The organism is Nostoc sp., assembly GCF_036917535.1.
Lineage (GTDB): Bacteria > Cyanobacteriota > Cyanobacteriia > Cyanobacteriales > Nostocaceae > Nostoc.
Genome location: NZ_JBALDA010000019.1, coordinates 116,776 through 134,411 on the forward strand (window position 1 = coordinate 116,776; position 17,636 = coordinate 134,411).

The 17,636-nt window shown below is 43.8% G+C and carries 15 protein-coding genes; 7 read left to right on the top strand and 8 right to left on the bottom strand.

The window, feature by feature from the left end; all coding sequences use genetic code 11:
- The first annotated feature begins 181 nt into the window (after positions 1-181).
- Entirely contained in the window at positions 182-4,195 is a 4,014-nt protein-coding gene (locus V7K56_RS07615; RefSeq protein WP_334909116.1) for an FG-GAP-like repeat-containing protein, read from the top strand.
- A gap of 494 nt (positions 4,196-4,689) precedes the next feature.
- On the opposite strand, the gene V7K56_RS07620 is transcribed toward V7K56_RS07615, so the two are convergent.
- The gene (locus V7K56_RS07620; RefSeq protein ID WP_334909117.1) at positions 4,690-6,147 is read right to left on the bottom strand and encodes a protein adenylyltransferase SelO; all 1,458 of its coding nucleotides are present in this window, start codon (positions 6,145-6,147) and stop codon (positions 4,690-4,692) included.
- Positions 6,148-6,272: 125 nt separating this feature from the next.
- Between V7K56_RS07620 and V7K56_RS07625 the strand changes: the two genes are divergently transcribed.
- The 3 genes from V7K56_RS07625 (at position 6,273) to V7K56_RS07635 (ending at position 7,546) form a co-directional block, all read left to right on the top strand.
- Complete coding sequence (locus tag V7K56_RS07625) at positions 6,273-6,437, top strand: hypothetical protein (protein WP_334909119.1); 165 nt, start codon at positions 6,273-6,275, stop codon at positions 6,435-6,437.
- Positions 6,438-6,789: 352 nt separating this feature from the next.
- Positions 6,790-7,002, top strand: coding sequence for a hypothetical protein (locus V7K56_RS07630; protein WP_334909120.1), 213 nt, complete (start codon positions 6,790-6,792; stop codon positions 7,000-7,002).
- A 283-nt stretch (positions 7,003-7,285) separates the two neighbouring features.
- Positions 7,286-7,546, top strand: coding sequence for an IS66 family transposase (locus V7K56_RS07635; protein WP_334909122.1), 261 nt, complete (start codon positions 7,286-7,288; stop codon positions 7,544-7,546).
- Positions 7,547-7,653: 107 nt separating this feature from the next.
- On the opposite strand, the gene V7K56_RS07640 is transcribed toward V7K56_RS07635, so the two are convergent.
- Entirely contained in the window at positions 7,654-7,797 is a 144-nt protein-coding gene (locus V7K56_RS07640; protein ID WP_334909124.1) for a hypothetical protein, read from the bottom strand.
- Positions 7,798-8,313: 516 nt separating this feature from the next.
- On the opposite strand from V7K56_RS07640, the gene V7K56_RS07645 reads away from it, so the two are divergent.
- On the top strand, positions 8,314-9,654 hold the full coding sequence (locus tag V7K56_RS07645; protein WP_334909126.1) for an MFS transporter: 1,341 nt from the start codon (positions 8,314-8,316) through the stop codon (positions 9,652-9,654).
- 297 nt (positions 9,655-9,951) lie between these two features.
- Here the strand turns inward: V7K56_RS07645 and cutA are convergent, their stop codons facing one another.
- Complete coding sequence (gene cutA, locus V7K56_RS07650; RefSeq protein WP_334909128.1) at positions 9,952-10,260, bottom strand: divalent-cation tolerance protein CutA; 309 nt, start codon at positions 10,258-10,260, stop codon at positions 9,952-9,954.
- Between the two features lie 649 nt (positions 10,261-10,909).
- Positions 10,910-12,331: a tRNA uridine-5-carboxymethylaminomethyl(34) synthesis GTPase MnmE gene (gene mnmE, locus V7K56_RS07655; protein ID WP_334909130.1), complete on the bottom strand. Its 1,422-nt coding sequence runs from the start codon at positions 12,329-12,331 to the stop codon at positions 10,910-10,912.
- A gap of 252 nt (positions 12,332-12,583) precedes the next feature.
- Here mnmE and V7K56_RS07660 point away from each other — a divergent pair, with 252 nt between their 5' ends.
- Positions 12,584-13,084, top strand: a complete 501-nt coding sequence (locus V7K56_RS07660; RefSeq protein WP_334909132.1) for a response regulator — start codon at positions 12,584-12,586, stop codon at positions 13,082-13,084.
- A gap of 272 nt (positions 13,085-13,356) precedes the next feature.
- Here the strand turns inward: V7K56_RS07660 and V7K56_RS07665 are convergent, their stop codons facing one another.
- Positions 13,357-14,403 (bottom strand): DUF1611 domain-containing protein, encoded by a 1,047-nt coding sequence (locus V7K56_RS07665; RefSeq protein WP_334909134.1) that lies wholly within the window; start codon positions 14,401-14,403, stop codon positions 13,357-13,359.
- Positions 14,387-15,439, bottom strand: coding sequence for a dipeptide epimerase (locus V7K56_RS07670; protein ID WP_334909136.1), 1,053 nt, complete (start codon positions 15,437-15,439; stop codon positions 14,387-14,389). The genes V7K56_RS07665 and V7K56_RS07670 overlap by 17 nt, the downstream gene beginning before the upstream one ends.
- A 131-nt stretch (positions 15,440-15,570) precedes the next feature.
- Here V7K56_RS07670 and V7K56_RS07675 point away from each other — a divergent pair, with 131 nt between their 5' ends.
- Positions 15,571-16,119, top strand: coding sequence for an NUDIX hydrolase (locus V7K56_RS07675; RefSeq protein ID WP_334909138.1), 549 nt, complete (start codon positions 15,571-15,573; stop codon positions 16,117-16,119).
- A 464-nt stretch (positions 16,120-16,583) separates the two neighbouring features.
- Here the strand turns inward: V7K56_RS07675 and V7K56_RS07680 are convergent, their stop codons facing one another.
- Complete coding sequence (locus tag V7K56_RS07680) at positions 16,584-16,766, bottom strand: PepSY domain-containing protein (protein ID WP_334909140.1); 183 nt, start codon at positions 16,764-16,766, stop codon at positions 16,584-16,586.
- A 22-nt stretch (positions 16,767-16,788) separates the two neighbouring features.
- A complete protein-coding gene (locus V7K56_RS07685; RefSeq protein WP_334909142.1) occupies positions 16,789-17,451 on the bottom strand; it encodes a TonB-dependent siderophore receptor in 663 nt (220 codons plus the stop codon).
- Positions 17,452-17,636 lie beyond the last annotated feature (185 nt).

Here is a 17,636-nt window from a genome sequence, read left to right on the forward strand (position 1 = left end):
ACAAAATCAAGTCAATAGCTACGTAAAATTCATTAAAACATTTCTCGCCCCCGCTCTTCGCCGCCGCAATCCTACTGGGAGCTTTAATATCTCCGACTTATTAGAGAAGTTGGGGATCTGACCACTAAGTGATTTTACCCAAGGTCAAATGAATACCAAAACAGGGAAAAACTTAAACATTATGACAACTGCAACTACCACAAAGCACACCCTAGTCATCATCGACTCAGCAATTGAAGATCATCAAATACTCGTCCAAGGCATCATACCCACAGCCAAAGTAACTGTCCTCAACAAACACCAAGACGGCATTGCCCAAATCAGCGCCCTCTGCCACAACTATCCGACAGCCAATATCCAGATAATTGCCCACGGTAGCCCCGGCAACTTGCAACTAGGTAATAGCCAACTAACTTTAGACAACCTCCACACCTATCGCCAGCAACTACAACAATGGCTTGCTGCCGAAATCCTCATTTATGGGTGTGAAGTTGCCAGAGGAGAAACGGGAAAAACCTTTATAGAACAGCTACATCAACTTACTGGGGCAAACATCGCCGCCTCAGCCCAGAAAATCGGCAATGCCCAACATGGGGGAACCTGGGAACTAGAGGTGAAGATAGGGCAAATCGGCTCTACTCTGGCGTTGCAACCAAAAATTAGGGAAGCCTACCCTGGAGTATTTGCTAGCTTTGGCACCGCCACCAACTTCACCGTCGGCAGTAATCCCCAATCAGTAACAGTGGCAGACTTCAACGGCGACGGCAAGCTGGACTTGGCTGCTGCTAACTACAGCAGCAACAACGTCTCAGTGCTGCTAGGCGACGGCACTGGCGGCTTTGGCACCGCCACCAACTTCACCGTCGGCAGTAATCCCCAATCAGTCACAGTGGCAGACTTTAACGGCGACGGCAAGCTGGACTTGGCTGCCGCTAACTACTACAGCTACAACGTCTCCGTGCTGCTAGGTAACAGCACTGGCGGCTTTGGCACCGCCACCAACTTCACCGTCGGCAGTAATCCCCAATCAGTCACAGTGGCAGACTTCAACGGCGACGGCAAGCTCGACTTAGCTACCGCTAACCACTTCAGCTACAACGTCTCCGTGCTGCTAGGCAACGGTACAGGCGGCTTTGCCACTGTCACCAACTTCGCCGTCGGCACTAATCATCCTGTGTCACTGACAGTGGGAGATTTTAACAGCGACGGCAAGCTCGACTTAGCTACCGCTAACCACAACAGCAACAACGTCTCAGTACTGCTAGGCAATGGCAGTGGCAGCTTTGCCACTGCCACCAACTTCAGCGTCGGCAGTAACCCTCGGTCAGTCACAGTGGGAGACTTCAACGGCGACGGCAAGCTGGATTTGGCTACCGCTAACTACAGCAGCAATAATGTCTCAGTGCTGCTAGGCAACGGCAGTGGCAGCTTTGCCACTGCCACCAACTTCAGCGTCGGCAGTGGTTCCCAGTCAGTCACAGTGGGAGACTACAACGGCGACGGCAAGCTGGATTTGGCTGCTGCTAATGCCAGCAGCAATAATGTCTCAGTGCTGCTAGGCAACGGCAGTGGCAGCTTTGCCACTGCCACCAACTTCAGCGTCGGCAGTGGTTCCCGGTCAGTCACAGTGGGAGACTACAACGGCGACGGCAAGCTGGATTTGGCTGCTGCTAACTTCAGTAGCAATAATGTCTCAGTGCTGTTGAATACTACTCCCAAAATCAGCATCACCGCAGGCACCAGCCCCAAAGAAGGCGTTACAGATGGCACTTTTACCATTAGCCTCGATACTCCTGCCCCAGTTGGTGGTTTAGTCGTCAACTTCAACACCACAGGCACCGCCACCGCCACCACCGATTACACCTTGGCAGCAGGTACAAATATTACCTCTGTCACAGCCAACACCTTTGCGATCGCTGTCGGAGAAACCACCGCCACCTTAACAGTCAAAGCTGTCGCCGATGGAGTCTCTGACCCCAACGAAACCGTCACTGTCAACCTAGAAGCCAGCCCAGACTACATCCTTGATGCCAACAGTAATCCCAGTGCCACTTTAACAATTGCCGAACCTGATGTCCCAGTCACCACCGCCACCAACACCGCCCTTGCCTACACCGAAAACGACCCTGCCACAGTCATCGACTCTGGCATCACCGTCACCGATGCCGACTCCAGCAATCTCAGCAGCGCCACTGTCAGCATTACCAATGGTTTCGCTTCCACAGAAGACACCCTCGCTTTCACCAACCAAAATGGCATTACTGGCAGCTATACTAACGGTGTCTTAACCTTAACTGGCAGTGCCACCGTCGCCGACTATCAAACTGCCCTGCGATCTGTTACCTATCAAAACAGCAGCGAGAACCCCAGCACCACAAAGCGCACTATCAGCTTTGTTGTCAATGATGGCAGCTTAAATAGTACTGCTGTAACCCGCGACATTAATCTCACTGCCGAACCTGATGTCCCAGTCACCACCGCCACCAACACCGCCCTTGCCTACACCGAAAACGACCCTGCCACAGTCATCGACTCTGGCATCACCGTCACCGATGCCGACTCCAGCAATCTCAGCAGCGCCACTGTCAGCATTACCAATGGTTTCGCTTCCACAGAAGACACCCTCGCTTTCACCAACCAAAATGGCATTACTGGCAGCTATACTAACGGTGTCTTAACCTTAACTGGCAGTGCCACCGTCGCCGACTATCAAACTGCCCTGCGATCTGTTACCTATCAAAACAGCAGCGAGAACCCCAGCACCACAAAGCGCACCATCAGCTTTGTTGTCAATGATGGCAGCTTAGATAGTACTGTTGTAACCCGCGACATTAATCTCACTGCTGTTAATGATGCCCCCACAGATTTGGCGTTGGATGAGACTGATGTCAACGATAAAGCACCAGCTAACACAGTCATCGGCACATTCAGTAGCACTGACCCAGATCAAGAGGATAATTTCGTATATAGCTTAGTTAGCGGAATTGATGATACTGATAATAATGCCTTCACCATTGATGGCAATAGCCTCAAAATCAACAATTCTCCAGACTTTAAAACTAAGTCTAGTTACAAAATCCGCGTCCGCACTACTGACGATGGTAATCTCACCTTTGAGAAGGCATTGACTATTAATGTTAATAATGATGTGCAAATACCCAGTCGTCTCACTAACCCGAATGATGATGTCTTTAACATTAAAGGTGAGGATGGCAAAGTCAAACTGGAAATCAAACTCACTGGACACAATTCTAAGCTGGTGAATGAACTGGGTTTATTTACTGTTGATGATGATAAAGGTACGATTGACGGTATTGCTCCTGGTGCTGAAGGTTATGCCAAAGCGGCAATAGATCGGTCGAAGGTAATTTTATCTGCGATCGCTAATACCCCTAACGGTTTTGACTACAATAATCTCAGCAGTCTGCTGGAATTAAATTCTGGCGAGAATTTCAGATTCTTGTTAGTCCAAGACAGTACCTTGGATGCTGTACGCAACGATCCTAACTCCATCGGAAAATTACTGTTTTCTGGTGTTTCAACACAACAAATTACAGCCTTGAATGATGATAGTTTCTCTCTAGGTTGGAAGGATGTTTCTAATAACACTGCCACAGATTTTAACGATTTGGTGGTGAAAATTAAGCAGACGAATCAAGCTTTACCTATTGGTACAAATCTCCAAGAACAATCCCAAAAAGAAGTGATTGATTTGCGAGATGTCAAACAATCAGTTAAAGCTGAATTTAATGTTTACAGAGAGGCAGCTTACAATAATTACGTCGGCTTCTATCAGATAACTGATGAAAATGGTGGAATTGATACCAATGGCGATGGTAAGGCTGATGTTTTCATCGGACAAGCTGGTTATACTCAGGCTGCCGTACGTAGTCAGGTTACTGGTATTGATTTGACTGTGAGTAACCAAGGTAGTGCAACTTATAGTGGTACTTTCCAACCTGGTGCAATTTTCGTTCCCTTTATTATTGTTAATGGCCGTCCTGATGCGGTTATAGATAACAATTCTAATAACGATCCGGCGGTTTATTTTCCATTTTTGGGTGCTAATTCTGATAAATCAGATCACATTCGCCTGTTAGCAAGTAATACCTTTGGCTTTGAGGATTTACCTAGTGGTGGCGACAAGGATTTCAATGATGTGATTATCAAAGCTAATTTGACAACTATAATTTAGTCATTTTGGAAGAAGACCGCAGTAGCTCCCCTTAAAAAGTTAAAAAGCTACGGTATACACACAAGTATAGTCCGCAAGAGTTTCAAGCCTTTTAGCCCTATAAATACCCCACTTTTGGGTAACTGGAAACTCAATTTCTCCCCCTTATTTTAGGGCTAGGGTAACGAAACCAAGTTTTAAGTGAGATTTCAAGACTTGTGTGTACACCGTAGGATGCATTAGAGGGAAATATCCGGTTCTCCCCCTTACCAAGGGGAAGTTAGAGGGGGTAAAAAGGACTTGTGTATACACCGTAGCCTTAAAAAAGGGGGTTAAAGGGATCAATAAGTGGTAAATATGTAGTGAATCATATTTATTAACTAAATTATTAGTTTTTAACAATTTCCTTTTCTCATGAAATCGCCAGAAAAACGCATCTAAATATTAACAATAAAGCAGGGAAGCAGAGGGGCAAAGGAAAAAATATTTTCGGTACAAGCCTTGCCCCTTATTAATTATCTCCTACACTGAATTGCCTGGATCAACTCATAAAACGGTTGCCAATTATCTTCTTGGGCAATTGATTCCCAAACAGATTCAATTACTGGTCTTAATAATACCGTTTTGGGATTATGAACAGCTAGAGTTTGAGCAATTATATCGGTGCGATCGCTATCAAAATCGTTCAAAATTTGATGGTATAGTATGCACCAATCATCAAATATTCCAGATGCACCTGGTACTGGCACAATATCTGAATTATCCATTACAAAACCTGGTTCATCTCGCCATTTCGATGAAAAAGTACGAGCCATCTCATAAAAAAACTGGTGATAACCAACTTGGCTATCTTTCAAAAACTCAATCGTTAGATTCAATATCTCCACTGCTTCTCGATACGGCAAATTCTCAAAACCTAACTTTTTCAACATCAAAGAACTGTATTCAGCTTCGTAATACTCATCAAATCTAGCTAATCCAGCTTCCATTGCACCTTTATCAATAATCGCCTTTAAAGGTTCTTGGAGCATTTGTAAATTCAGATGACAAATACTTGGTTGATTCCCGTAACAGTAGCGTCCATAATAATCAAAATATGCAGCTATGAAGGATGGGTTATAACTCGGAATAAATGCGTAAGGTCCATAGTCAAAACTCTCTCCAGTAATCGACATATTGTCAGTATTCAGGACTGCATGACAAAAGCCAGCCGCCATCCACTGGGCTACTAGTTCTGCAACCCGTTTCACTAATTCAGCGTAAAACAGAGCATATTTATCTTTTTCAACATTTAAGTGTCGATAATACTGCTCAATTACGTGGTCTAACAGCTTCTTAGTTAAATCTGGACGCTGGAAATAGTGCAGTCGCTCAAAAGTGCCAAATCGAATATGAGAACTGCTCATTCTAATCATCACACATGAACGAGTAGGCGAAGGTTCATCGCCCCGCCAGAGTGGTAAACCAGTTTCAATCATGCTCAGACAGCGCGAGGTACGTACACCCAAGTAGTGCAGCGCTTCCGCAGCTAGAACTTCCCGTACTCCACCTTTGAGCGTGAGCATACCATCGCCACCACGGGAGTAGGGCGTTCTCCCAGAACCTTTAGTGCCAAAATCGTATAATTCGCCATCATTGGCGCGTACTTGCCCGTAGAGAAAGCCTCTACCATCACCCAACTGTCCGTTATACTCACCAAATTGATAGCCGTGGTAGCGCAGAGCCAACAAGGGTTTGCGTCCCTGAAATTGACCAAAGGCTGCGATGAAATCTTCGTCTTTGACTACTTGGGGGTCTAGACCGAAACGGGGCAATAGTTCATCGTTACGCCAACGCAGGAGGTGTTGGGGAAATTCAGCTGCTGCAACCTCATCGTAGTAGTCGCCGCCTAGAGATTCTAAGGCAGTTTCGTAGTTGAGGGTGAGAAAAGGATTGCTAGAATTCTTGTCGTTTGGAGTTTCAGCCAGAGTCATTACGAGCAAAGCTAATTCATTCTTCCTTTAATACTACCTCTGGCTTTTTGCATCATCAGCATAGACGCAAAAAGCGATCCATATCTAAAATATGGCAGCACTTCAGCAGGCAGAAGTAAGCCACCTTGAAAAACATGGAATTGAAGCAAGAACGAAACATCCAGGACTTAGGCAACTGGCACAAAGCGTTGGCAGGTAGACAAGGGCAAACACATCTGAACATGACTGACTTGCGCGGGGGTAGTGTGAGGGATGCTAACCAGGCAATTTCAATATGTATCATCAACTAAACGGTTTATCTTAAAAGGACAGTAATAAACTTTGTCTAGACTATCTTGCAGGAAATTACAAGGATCTTGGCTCGATACCAGATTGAGGCTCTCAGAGTCAAAAAGCCAGCAGGATTAATTAATAGTTTGTACACGAAGTTTTTGTTGAGTCACTCTCTACCACGGACTAATTTGTAGTTGTAGCGAACTGCTTAATAAAATCATCAGCGAGAAATTTCAATTTTGTATTTTTTATTACTAGCAAACTTTACATTAAACCATGCTCTATCTGCTTGAAATTATTCACTAGATAGAAGAATAAGTTTAGTAATAAAGGTATTCTTTTGAAAACAAGACTAAATAATTTTTTTAAATGCCAAGTAATTTTTTTACACCAGTAGAAGAAAGAGAAAAAATCTTTTACACAGAACTGGTTCAGTGCGGTGTGTTACATGAAAAAGCGTTTACTGCCGCTAAAATTTTAGCTTCTGGTCAGCCAGATGAGCTTTTGTCGTTTGAAGAGAGAAAAGTTGTCAAAGATGCCTGTGAAAAGTGGTTTGTAAAGAATAAGCTCTATAAACGTTGAAGCTTATATACCCGTTTTAGGTTAGGCAACTCAGAATAATTAAAACGCTGAAGCTGGCTTTTGTTCGTAGACACGTGTTAATCGCTCACGAGTAAATTTCGTAATTGCTCAACCCCCTTGACAAGAGGCTTACACTCGAATCTTGACCAAGTAATCATCGCACAAGTGAAGAGTTGCCCCGATTGTGGAGAGGAAGTAAGAAGCCAAGAGCAAAAATTGTAAGCAATCTACGAAAAAATAGAAATACCGCCGATTCGCCCAATTGTCAGTCGAATCGAAAGGTATGCTGGTCATTGTCGCTGTTGTCAAAAATGTTTTTCTTGAAGATGCCTCGATTCCACCAACGAATAATTGTAGCGAACAGGCTATTCGCATGAGTACGGTATTTCGTAAGGTGACTAATTGCTTCCGTTCTCAATGGGGACGGGATTTATTTGCGGCTGTTCGTTCTATCGTTAATACTGGCAAGCGTCAAGGTTTGACAGCTTATCAAGCCATTTACAAAATACTCTCTACTAATTGCTCTATTTTTAGTTCTAGTTGAGCAATTACGAATATTTATAATTACTGGAGTTTAGACTAAGCAGCAAAAAACGACCCAGGAACGCTGAGTTGGAAACAAGCAGTCTTCAGGCATGAAAATCGGCAATATTAAGCAGATTCTGGTTGTTGTTTCCGTGGCTTATTTGTAGTTTTTCTAACAACTGGATAGCGAATTCTACGTTGTCGTGGTTGCCCTAATTTCCAGCCTAGAGACTTTCCGCGCACTTCACCTGCCCACTTCAGCAAATTCATCCCTAGCAAGCTTTTTGGGCTTTTCTATCCGTCGAACTCACGTTAACATTGGAGTTGATTGATGATAAGGGCGATCGCACAGGGAGCAACGCGATTTTGTGATGTTGACAAAAAATGAGCGATGCCTACGGCAGGCTACGCCTACGCTAAAACACGTATTTAAGTACAGAGTAATTTTTTTGACGATTAGTTTACTACATATCTGGAAACAAGTGTTTTTACTTTGTTCCATAAATAAATTTAGGAGCCAGTTGCTTGGGCGGGTTTCCCGACTTGAGCAAACTGGCGTGGGCTTGTAACCATTTTTATTATTCTTTCTTTTGTCTTTTAACTTTTTACTTTTGCCTTGTTCGGTCAACGTACACTTCAGGGAGGAGATATCTTAATGAATTCTAATCAGCAGACCAAAGTATCATAGCAACTTACGGGAGGTAAGCGAGATGATCGAACATTTGACGCTCTAAGAACATTTCCATCTATACTATCAGACTGGTTACAGCAATCAAAAGACGAGAATTGAGTACTTCAGCATCTATTATGTTACATCTGACTCGCTATCAATGGACGGTCTTGTTTGCTGCCTGGTTAGGTTGGGGCTTCGATGCCTTTGACGGGTTGCTTTTTAACCTAGTTGCACCCAACTGTGTGCCAACTTTGTTGGGTTTAACCATTGGTTCTCCCGAAGCCAAAGGACCAACTCTTTACTGGACGGGATTGTTAACTTCGATTCTACTATTGGGATGGGCGGTCGGCGGCGTTTCATTTGGGGTGCTGGGCGATCGCATTGGACGCACCAAAACGCTGCTACTCACCATTTTGCTCTACTCTTTAGGAACATTCGCCTGCGCTTTTGCTCCAAATATCTGGGTGTTTACAGCCTGTCGAATCATTGCCAGTTTGGGCATTGGCGGAGAATGGGCAGCAGGGGCAGCGATGGTGGCAGAGGTGGTACCAGAACGAGTACGCGTCGAAGCGGGAGCATTACTTTACACCGCAGCGCCAGTAGGACTGTTTTTCGCCGCCTTTGTCAATAACCAAGTTACGCTTACTCTACCCGGTAATCCAGAGGTATCTTGGCGCTATGTGTTTTTTACAAGCCTGATTCCAGCGGCGATCGCGATTGGCATGCGATTCTCGATTAAAGAACCGGAGCGCTGGCAGCGCATTGAAAAGCAGTCTGCTGCTCATATCAGCGAACTGTTTACGCCACAATATCGTCGAACCACGCTGGGCGGGCTGGCGCTCGCCGTGGTCGCTCTGTTGACTTGGTGGACTTGCAACGCCTTCATTCCCGTGATTGCCGCAGGGCTGGCTCAAGTGGCTGCCAAAGCGCAAAATGTCGTGGCTGGGAAAGCTATGCAATTGCTCATCGAACAGTGGAAAACGGCAACCACCTACAGCTTTACGGTAGGGGGATTGTTCGGGACGCTGTTGACCGTTCCAGTCGCCAAGTTTCTGGGACGCAAGTGGATGTTTGTCATCTACTTTTTGCTGTCTGCGATCGCCATGCTTTTCACCTTCGGATCGAATCGACCTGCCAACATGCCATTGTGGACGGGGCTGTATTTCGCGATTGGACTTGCGGTGTTTGGGGTGCTGAGCAGCTTTACCTACTACCTACCCGAACTGTTTCCAACACGGTTGCGGGCAACGGGTGCAGGATTCTGCTACAACATCGGGCGTGTGATTACAGCAGTAGGCCCGTTTCTAGTTGGTTATATTGCTTCTCAGAAAACGAATGCCTTGCAAACCACGGTTGAACTGTTGTTTCTGATTGGATTCATCCCGCTAGTGGGTGTCATTCTGAGTCTGACTCCTTGGGTAACGGAAACCAGAGAACAGAGACTGGCGGATTAATGTTAACTCCTGGTTCGCCCATTAACCATTTTCTCTGTCCTTATACCTTGTATATCTCTATTTGTACTGTCTTCTTGGGTAATACCAATTTGAAAAAAAGAATGTGACAGATACAATACTCCTAAACCTTTGTTCTGTCTGGCTTTCTTAATGCATGAATTTTGTTAGCGCAGCGTAAAGCCTTTGGCATGGCTTCACTTAGAGCGAGTACGCGTACTCTGTAAGAGTTGCAAGCCACGCTTTTAGCGTCTCATAGAAAGCGTCATTTTGAATTTGGAATTGGTATAATTTCTATTGTCAGCGGGGTGAAACTTCTGCATTCAACCAATTAACAAAACCCTGATTAACTGCTGTCGGAGAAATTTCGGCGATAAAATTAGTATAAGTAATATGCTCTTGAATAAGTTTTTCTATTTCTAAAGCATAACCATCTTGAGTTTTGATAATTAAAACAACTTCTGGTTCTTCAGTAATTTCTCCTTGCCAACTATAAGCACAAGTAATTGGGAACCAATTGACACAAACTGCTAACTTATATTCCAGTAATGCCTGACCAATTTGGCGTGCTTCATCTGTATTATTTAAAGTTACATAGTATAGTTTCATAAAAGTTTTCGACTTACAATCAGAGTGAAAAAACACGCCCTAATCCCTTTAGCTTGGCTACTGTTGCTTGCAAATGGAGTAAATGAGTATCCAGAGCTTCCACAGATATCCACTTCTTTACAAAAGTAAACTTATTTTATCTTGTTATGTCACTATATTGACTTCGTTCTATCGATTGGGGCAGCAGTCGTGACTATTGCTTTGAAGTTTGAGGCTTACCTACTAATCCTGTTAGCAGGGCTGCTTTCGAATGCCATTAAGTCGTGTGTGATACCAATTTGAAAAAAGAATGTGACAGATATATACGGACATACCTTTGTTCTATCTGGCTTTCTTAATGCATGAATTTTGTTAGCGCAGCGTAAAGCCTTCTCTTCTCTTTCAGAGACGCTAACGCTCGAGGACTCGCTACCGCTTCGCTAACACCAACGGCATGGCAACTCTACAAGACGCTACGCGAACGCTTAGAGCGAGTCCACGTACTCTGTAAGAGTTGCAAGCTACGCTTTTAGCGTCTCGTAGAGAGCGTCATTTTGAATTTTGAATTGATATGACTTATCTAGTCTGCTTTGTAGCTTCTTTGTCACGCCTTCAGAAATTCTACATATTCCAGGTTGCTACTTCCTTTTAAATTTGGCAATTTTGCTGTTTATTTCCCGATACAGAACTTACTAAAAATCCTCTCTAAAACTGATTCTGTTACTTCTTCTCCAGTAATTTCTCCTAAAGCTTGAATCACACCCCGTAAGTCAATTGTCCAAAAATCAAGAGGTAACTGCTGAACAATTGTTGCTTGTACTTGTTCCAAAGATATTTTAGCTTTAGTTAAGGCTGCTGCCTGCCTTTGGTTAATAGCTAAATCCATATCAGCCGCTTGCACTTTTCTAGATTGAACTATCTCTAAAATTGCTGTTTCTAAAGCATCAATACCTTGATTTTGGGCTGCGGCTGTGACAATTGTAGATTTTGGAGCGCAGATTTGGTGCGCTGACAGCGCAACTGGGATTTTGGATTGAAGGTTTTCCCTATCACTTTCTTCTACTAAATCGATTTTGTTAATAACTATAATCAACGGACGGTGTTGTACCTTTTGGTAAATTTCTTCATCGCCTTCTGTCCAACCTGCGGAAGCATCGATGGTAAGCAAGACTAAATCAGCTGCATTGGCGGCACGACGCGATCGCTCGACGCCAATTTTTTCCACTTGGTCTGTTGTTTCCCGAATCCCCGCTGTATCTAGCACTTGTACGGGAATTCCACCGACCACTAACTGAGATTCCACCACATCGCGGGTTGTGCCAGGTAAATCAGTCACAATGGCGCGATCGCTCCGGCTCCAAGCGTTCAATAAACTCGACTTTCCCACATTCGGACGCCCAACAATTGCCACTTTTAAACCAGTGCGTAGCAACTCACCTCGATCTTTGGTTTCCAATAACCTAGTTATTTCTGCGGCAATTTTATCGATTGCTGATATAATTGCTTTATCATCCAACGGCGGAAGGTCTTCCTCAAAATCAATCCGAGCTTCGATTTCTGCCAAAATATCCAAACAGTTAGCGCGTAACTGCCGAATCGGATCAGCTAATTTTCCTTGTAAACCAGCTAAGGCACTTTGAGCCGCTTGGGGCGACTTAGCTCCGACTAAATCAGCAATACCTTCGGCTTGAGTTAAATCCAATCGTCCATTCAAAAAGGCGCGGAGGGTAAATTCTCCAGGTTGCGCTAGTCTAGCCCCATTTTCCAAACACAGTTGTAATACCTGCTGCACTGCCATAATTCCCCCGTGGCAATGGAATTCTACTACATCTTCATGAGTGTAAGAACGGGGTGCTTTCATAATCAGCAACAAAGCTTCATCCACTATTTGTTGCATCTGGGGATGGCGAATGTAACCGTAGAGAATCCGGTGACTATCCCAAACTTGTCGCCCTGGTGCATGAAAGAGACTTTGGGCGATTGCCATTGCTTGAGAACCAGACACCCGCACAATGCCAACACTACCCTGTTGGGGGACAACAGCAGTGGCGATCGCGGCTATAGTTCCAGTAGTAGCAAAGAGTTCTGACATGAGCGCCCTTTATTAAGAGTGAGGAGTAAAAATCATAGCTTATAACTCATAACTTTCTAAATGGTAAGTATTTATTTCAAGTTGCTAAATTTTCAAATTTTTGAATTGACAAAAAGCTGAATTTTGATGTTACCTCAATTTAAGTCTAAGGGGGACTGTTACTAATCGAAAGAACGTGGTAAGCATTTTTAAGCTATCAGTATTTTGCCTTTCTGAATTGACAAAATAAAGGTTTAATTGAGAAAAGTCTCATTGCTGAAGTTTAGGGGAGATCAAGGCGCAACGTTTACCGTGCAACTGCCTGTCATTGGGCAAGTCATTCCATCGATTTCTGAATCTGTGCAAGTTCCAGTAGAAAATGCCGTAGACCCCCTCAACAATTTGCAAATTCTCGTAGTGGATGATGAGGCAGATAACCGTGAGTTTCAAGCCTTTGTGCTGGAACAGAGTGGCGCGAAAGTCATTGCGGTTGCATCTGGGTTGGAGGCGTTGCAAGTGCTGGATCAGACAATTCCTGATGTTCTGGTGAGTGATGTTGGCATGGCTGAGATGGATGGTTATATGCTGATGCAGCAGATTCACTCTCGTCCACCGCAGCAGGGCGGAACAATTGGGGCGATCGCGCTCACAGCTTATGCGAGAGACTTTGATCGGCAAAAAGCATTTGAGGCAGGCTTTCAAGCTCACATTACAAAGCCTGTAGAACCAGAAGTGTTGGTAAAGGCGATAATCAAGCTGCTAGACCGTAGCTAACTTAATTCAGGAGGCAGGAGGACGTTCGCGTAGCGTCTTTGGCAGGAGAAGGCAGTTCTTGCTGGAGGAACCCACCCTTAAAAGAGTGGGATTGAATTAAGGACGCTTTATATCAAGTTCGGCTAATTACTTACAATCTGGTTGGTCTTTTTGGTAATTGGTAATTGGTAATTGGTGATTAGCGTCACAATCAGCCCAACTCTTAGAGACGCTGTTCGCGTTCAAGGAATTTAAAATTCAAAACTGGTCAGGGTTAAAGCATTCTACAGCAACTAATTATTCATCACCACATCTAAAAGCACATTGGCATCAAAGCGGACTACATCGGTGCAAGGTAGCCCCGTTTCTGCTATTGTTTGAGCGATGCTTTCTTGAGCCGCAGACTCATCTAAATGGGCTGTGTTCAGTGCTATACCCACTACAGAAACACTTCCAAAAGCACCACCAGCATTAGCAACAGTTTCATAAAGCCGAATCACCTCTGGTAAAGGTGGAATTATCACATGGGGATGATTACGTACGTGGACTTGTCCCGCCCGATGTACTAATATCAGTTGGGTTGGTTGCGAACCACGAATTAAGGGTAGAGTTGCCGTTGAACCAGGGTGTAGTAGCGAACCTTGTCCTTCAATGTGCAAGATGTCATTGTTTTTGCCATAGCGCATGACTATTTGTTCCACAGCACCGGCAGCAAAGTCTACCCGCACGGCATCTAAAGCTACGCCGTCTCCTTCTAACATCACCCCAGTTTGTCCTGTAGCCAGGAATTTAGAACGCCAGCCCCGCAGTTTTGACGCCCAATGTAACTCTAGACTAGTTGACATTTTACCGATCGCCATGTCGGTTCCCACTGTCAACACCCGCCGACAGGGAAGAGTACGTGCCATTCCACTAGCAACACTGATATTAGACGGCTCTTTTCGTACATCCCAAATTAGTTGCCCTGGTTTGAGCAATGCATTTAATTCTGGGATACTTGCCATTGGTGTATGTAAACCATTCACCAGCGACATTCCCGCTTCTAAAGCGTCTTTGATTTCTAGCCAGTAATCATCTGGTACAGCACCACCTGCTGGGGCAATGCCAATTACCAAAATTTCCGGCTGATACTCCAGGGCTGCGGCTACCGATGCCACAATCGGCACATCACGCTTGATACCTGTTAATTCTGGTAGGGATTTACCAGCACACTCGCGATCGATTACGGCTACGATTGGGGCTTCACTGTAACGTAAAATTGCTAGCCCTGTTTTGCCGTGAGTCCCAATAGTCCCTTCATGCAGCAAGATAGCTACTCGTTGATTAAGTGATAGACGCACTGTGTTGTACTCCCAAACCTGGTAAATCGTTTGGCAAAACTCTTCCTTCTTTTAGCAATGCCCCCGTAAAAGGGTCATCAATTAAGTTAAGGTGACTGTCTAAATCTAAATAATCAGCTAGTGGTGCTAGCTGTAATGCTGCTGTATTAGCTAGCGAACTGTCAGAATAGCAACCGAACATTACTTGCAACCGATATGCTCGTGCTGTATGTACCATTCGCATTGCCTCTGTTAGCCCCCCTGATTTCATTAGTTTGATATTAATGCCATCCACGTAATTTGCCAAATCGGGAATATCGGCGCAGGTGAAACAACTTTCATCGACAAAGATGGGGAGAAGAGAGTGTTCTTTGAGTTTTGCTAAACTTTTTTCCTGACCCCGTGGCAATGGCTGTTCTACATACTTTATACCTAAATCAGCCAGCCAATTGCACATGGCGATCGCATCTTCTAAATTCCAACCGCCGTTGGCATCAACGAAAAATTCTAGTAATGGTGCTTCTTCTCGCACTGCTAATAGCATTTTTTTATCTGCATCTATGCCATCTGGATTACCTAGCTTTACCTTGAAAAGGCGGACGTCTGTAAACTGTAACCAGTCTCGCGCTCTCGCCTTAGCGCCTTCAGGTGAATTAATCCCAATTGTGACTGAAGTCGGGACTATTTGATTGCGATCGAGTCCCCAAAGTTGCCACAAGGGTAAACCTACGCGCCTACCCAACCAGTCATGCATTGCCATATCCAAGGCAGCTCTTGCAGCAGAAGGAACCTGGTTTTGTATTAAAACTTGCTCAATTTCCTGTCGTTGCAAGGGGCTAAATGCTTGCAACAGAGGCACAACTTGCTGTAGGGCATCTTTGATTGCATCAGTTGATTGCCGATGATTACCCACACCAAATGGTGATGCTTCCCCCCAGCCTTCAATATCATCCTGTGAAATCTTCACCCATACATTTGTTGTCTGTGCCGTTGTACCCCGACTAATAGTCAACGGAAATCTCTTATTTACTGTAAATAAATTTACATTTATTTGCATACTTATTTTACATATCATGTTATTGCAAAAGCCAGTGTAAGTTCAAAATTTAAATTGTCGGATGCATCTGTTATACTTTTTTACATTCATTGCAAAGTTTTTATACATACATTTTATTTGTTACTTAATTTATGAACAACTTAAAGAAATGGAAGATTTTAAAATCAAAAATGGTATTAGATAATCCTTGGTGTCAGGTGAGACAAGATGAAATAGAATTATCGAATGGGAAAATTATAGATGATTATTTTGTCAGTATTAGACCTGATGTTGCAATGATTTTACCTATCACTAGTAATAAAGAAATTATTTTTGTCTGGCAATATAGACATGCAATAGGTGAATTTTTCTTGGAACTGCCAGCAGGGAATTTCGATTCTGCAAAAGAGAGTGCAGAAGTAGCCGCAATTAGAGAACTGAGAGAAGAGACTGGTTATATTCCCCAAGAATTTAGAAAAATCGCAACTCTATATGATAAGCCGAGTAAAGATACCAATCAAATACATTTATTTTTAGCAGAAAATGTGGGCAAGGTTGGAGAGCAACAACTAGATATTACAGAAGAGATTGAAGTTGTATTTATTCCTGTAGAATCAGTTTTAGATAAAATTCTTCAGGGAGAAATTTCTGTCGCTGGAACAGTAGCGGCTCTATTATTAGGTTTAAATTTTCTCACTTAATTAATAATTAATGTAGCTTTTTTTGTTTTGTAAGAATAATGCTTGAGGTGAATTGCATCCTGAAGCTGTCACAGCAACTTTTTCGGGCGCTTTGCAGAGAATGATATTTAGATAGTTTCTGTGTAGCATTCTGATCCAGTTGATATTCATAATTTTTCTGAATATCAGCAAGGGATATAGGAATCCGATTTGATTTTTGAAAAAGACTACGAGATAATACAGAGGGATATATCTGTCTAACAACAAACAATGAGAAAGGCGATCGCAATTCAGATAAGAGTGCTTTGGAGACTTCCAACTAAAAAAATACCCATCGCTTTGATGAGCAGGGTAAGCTGTTTTTGCGCTCTTGAAGCAGGGGAGGAAGAATCTAACAATCGTCTTCGCTCACTATCATTGAATAATTTAATTTCTGGAAGTCACTTGATGCGATCGCGATCCATTAATACAAGTTGTTAAAATTGCTATAGAGTCTCACCGATTGGCGTAACTGTGCCAAACTGTCTGTCATCAGACCATTGATTAATTTCATCATCAAAAACAAGTAGGCTGCCAGTGAGTCCAACAATAATTAGGATGAGACCGAGAGCCAGTCCTAAATAGCGATGGAAGATAAAAATCCAGTTGCGAATGGGTTTAGATTTCATAGTCTTTACTTCCTAAACAGCATCAAAACCGCACTGAAATTGTTCCCTGCACGCTAAACGGCGCACCAGGAACAGTGCCAAAACTATACTCAGAGCTGTCGAAGTAGTGGGTACTAAACAAATTTTTGAAATTTAGTTGCACGCTCCAATCATTGCGCTTATAGAACAAGCTGGCATCGGCACGTACATAAGAAGGCAGTATGATACCGCCTTGATTCGGGATGTAGGTCTGGCGATCAGCCACATAAAATAGTCCCGCTCCAAAACCAAACCCTTTGGCAGAACCTTTCTGGATTTGATATGTTGTCCACAAACTTGCGCCCTGGCGCGGAGTAAATGCTAAGGTGTCGCCTTCCGGGCTAAATTCATCCCCAACGGTCACAATTGACTCATTTAGGTAGGCGGAGGCAACAATATTCCAGCCAGGTAGGATTTTTCCACCAATATCAAATTCAATGCCGCGACTTCTCACCTCTCCAATGGGAATCGAGAAATCTGTATCTTCGGGATCTTCTCTAAGGATATTGGTTTTAGTAATTTCATAGGCTGCCAGAGTTGCTGAAAGATTACTCGTCAAATCAGCTTTAATTCCTACTTCATACTGCGTGCCACGAGTTGGTTGAATCAGCTCTCCTTCTTTATGTTTTGGTATTGTTAGGATTAAAAGAGCGACTGTAGCTGGCATAAAGAGAGAGCGGTTTGATAGGCTGATATACCAAGCCTAAACGGGGAGAAAAGGCTTCATTATATAAGTTTTCTTCTGGACTTTCAGGGGCTTAACCTGGATTTCTCACAATATCTGAGAAAAGAGGGGTCAACAACTGCCAAAATGTATGTTGCATAAGAATTCCAGCAGTTTGAAGTATGACC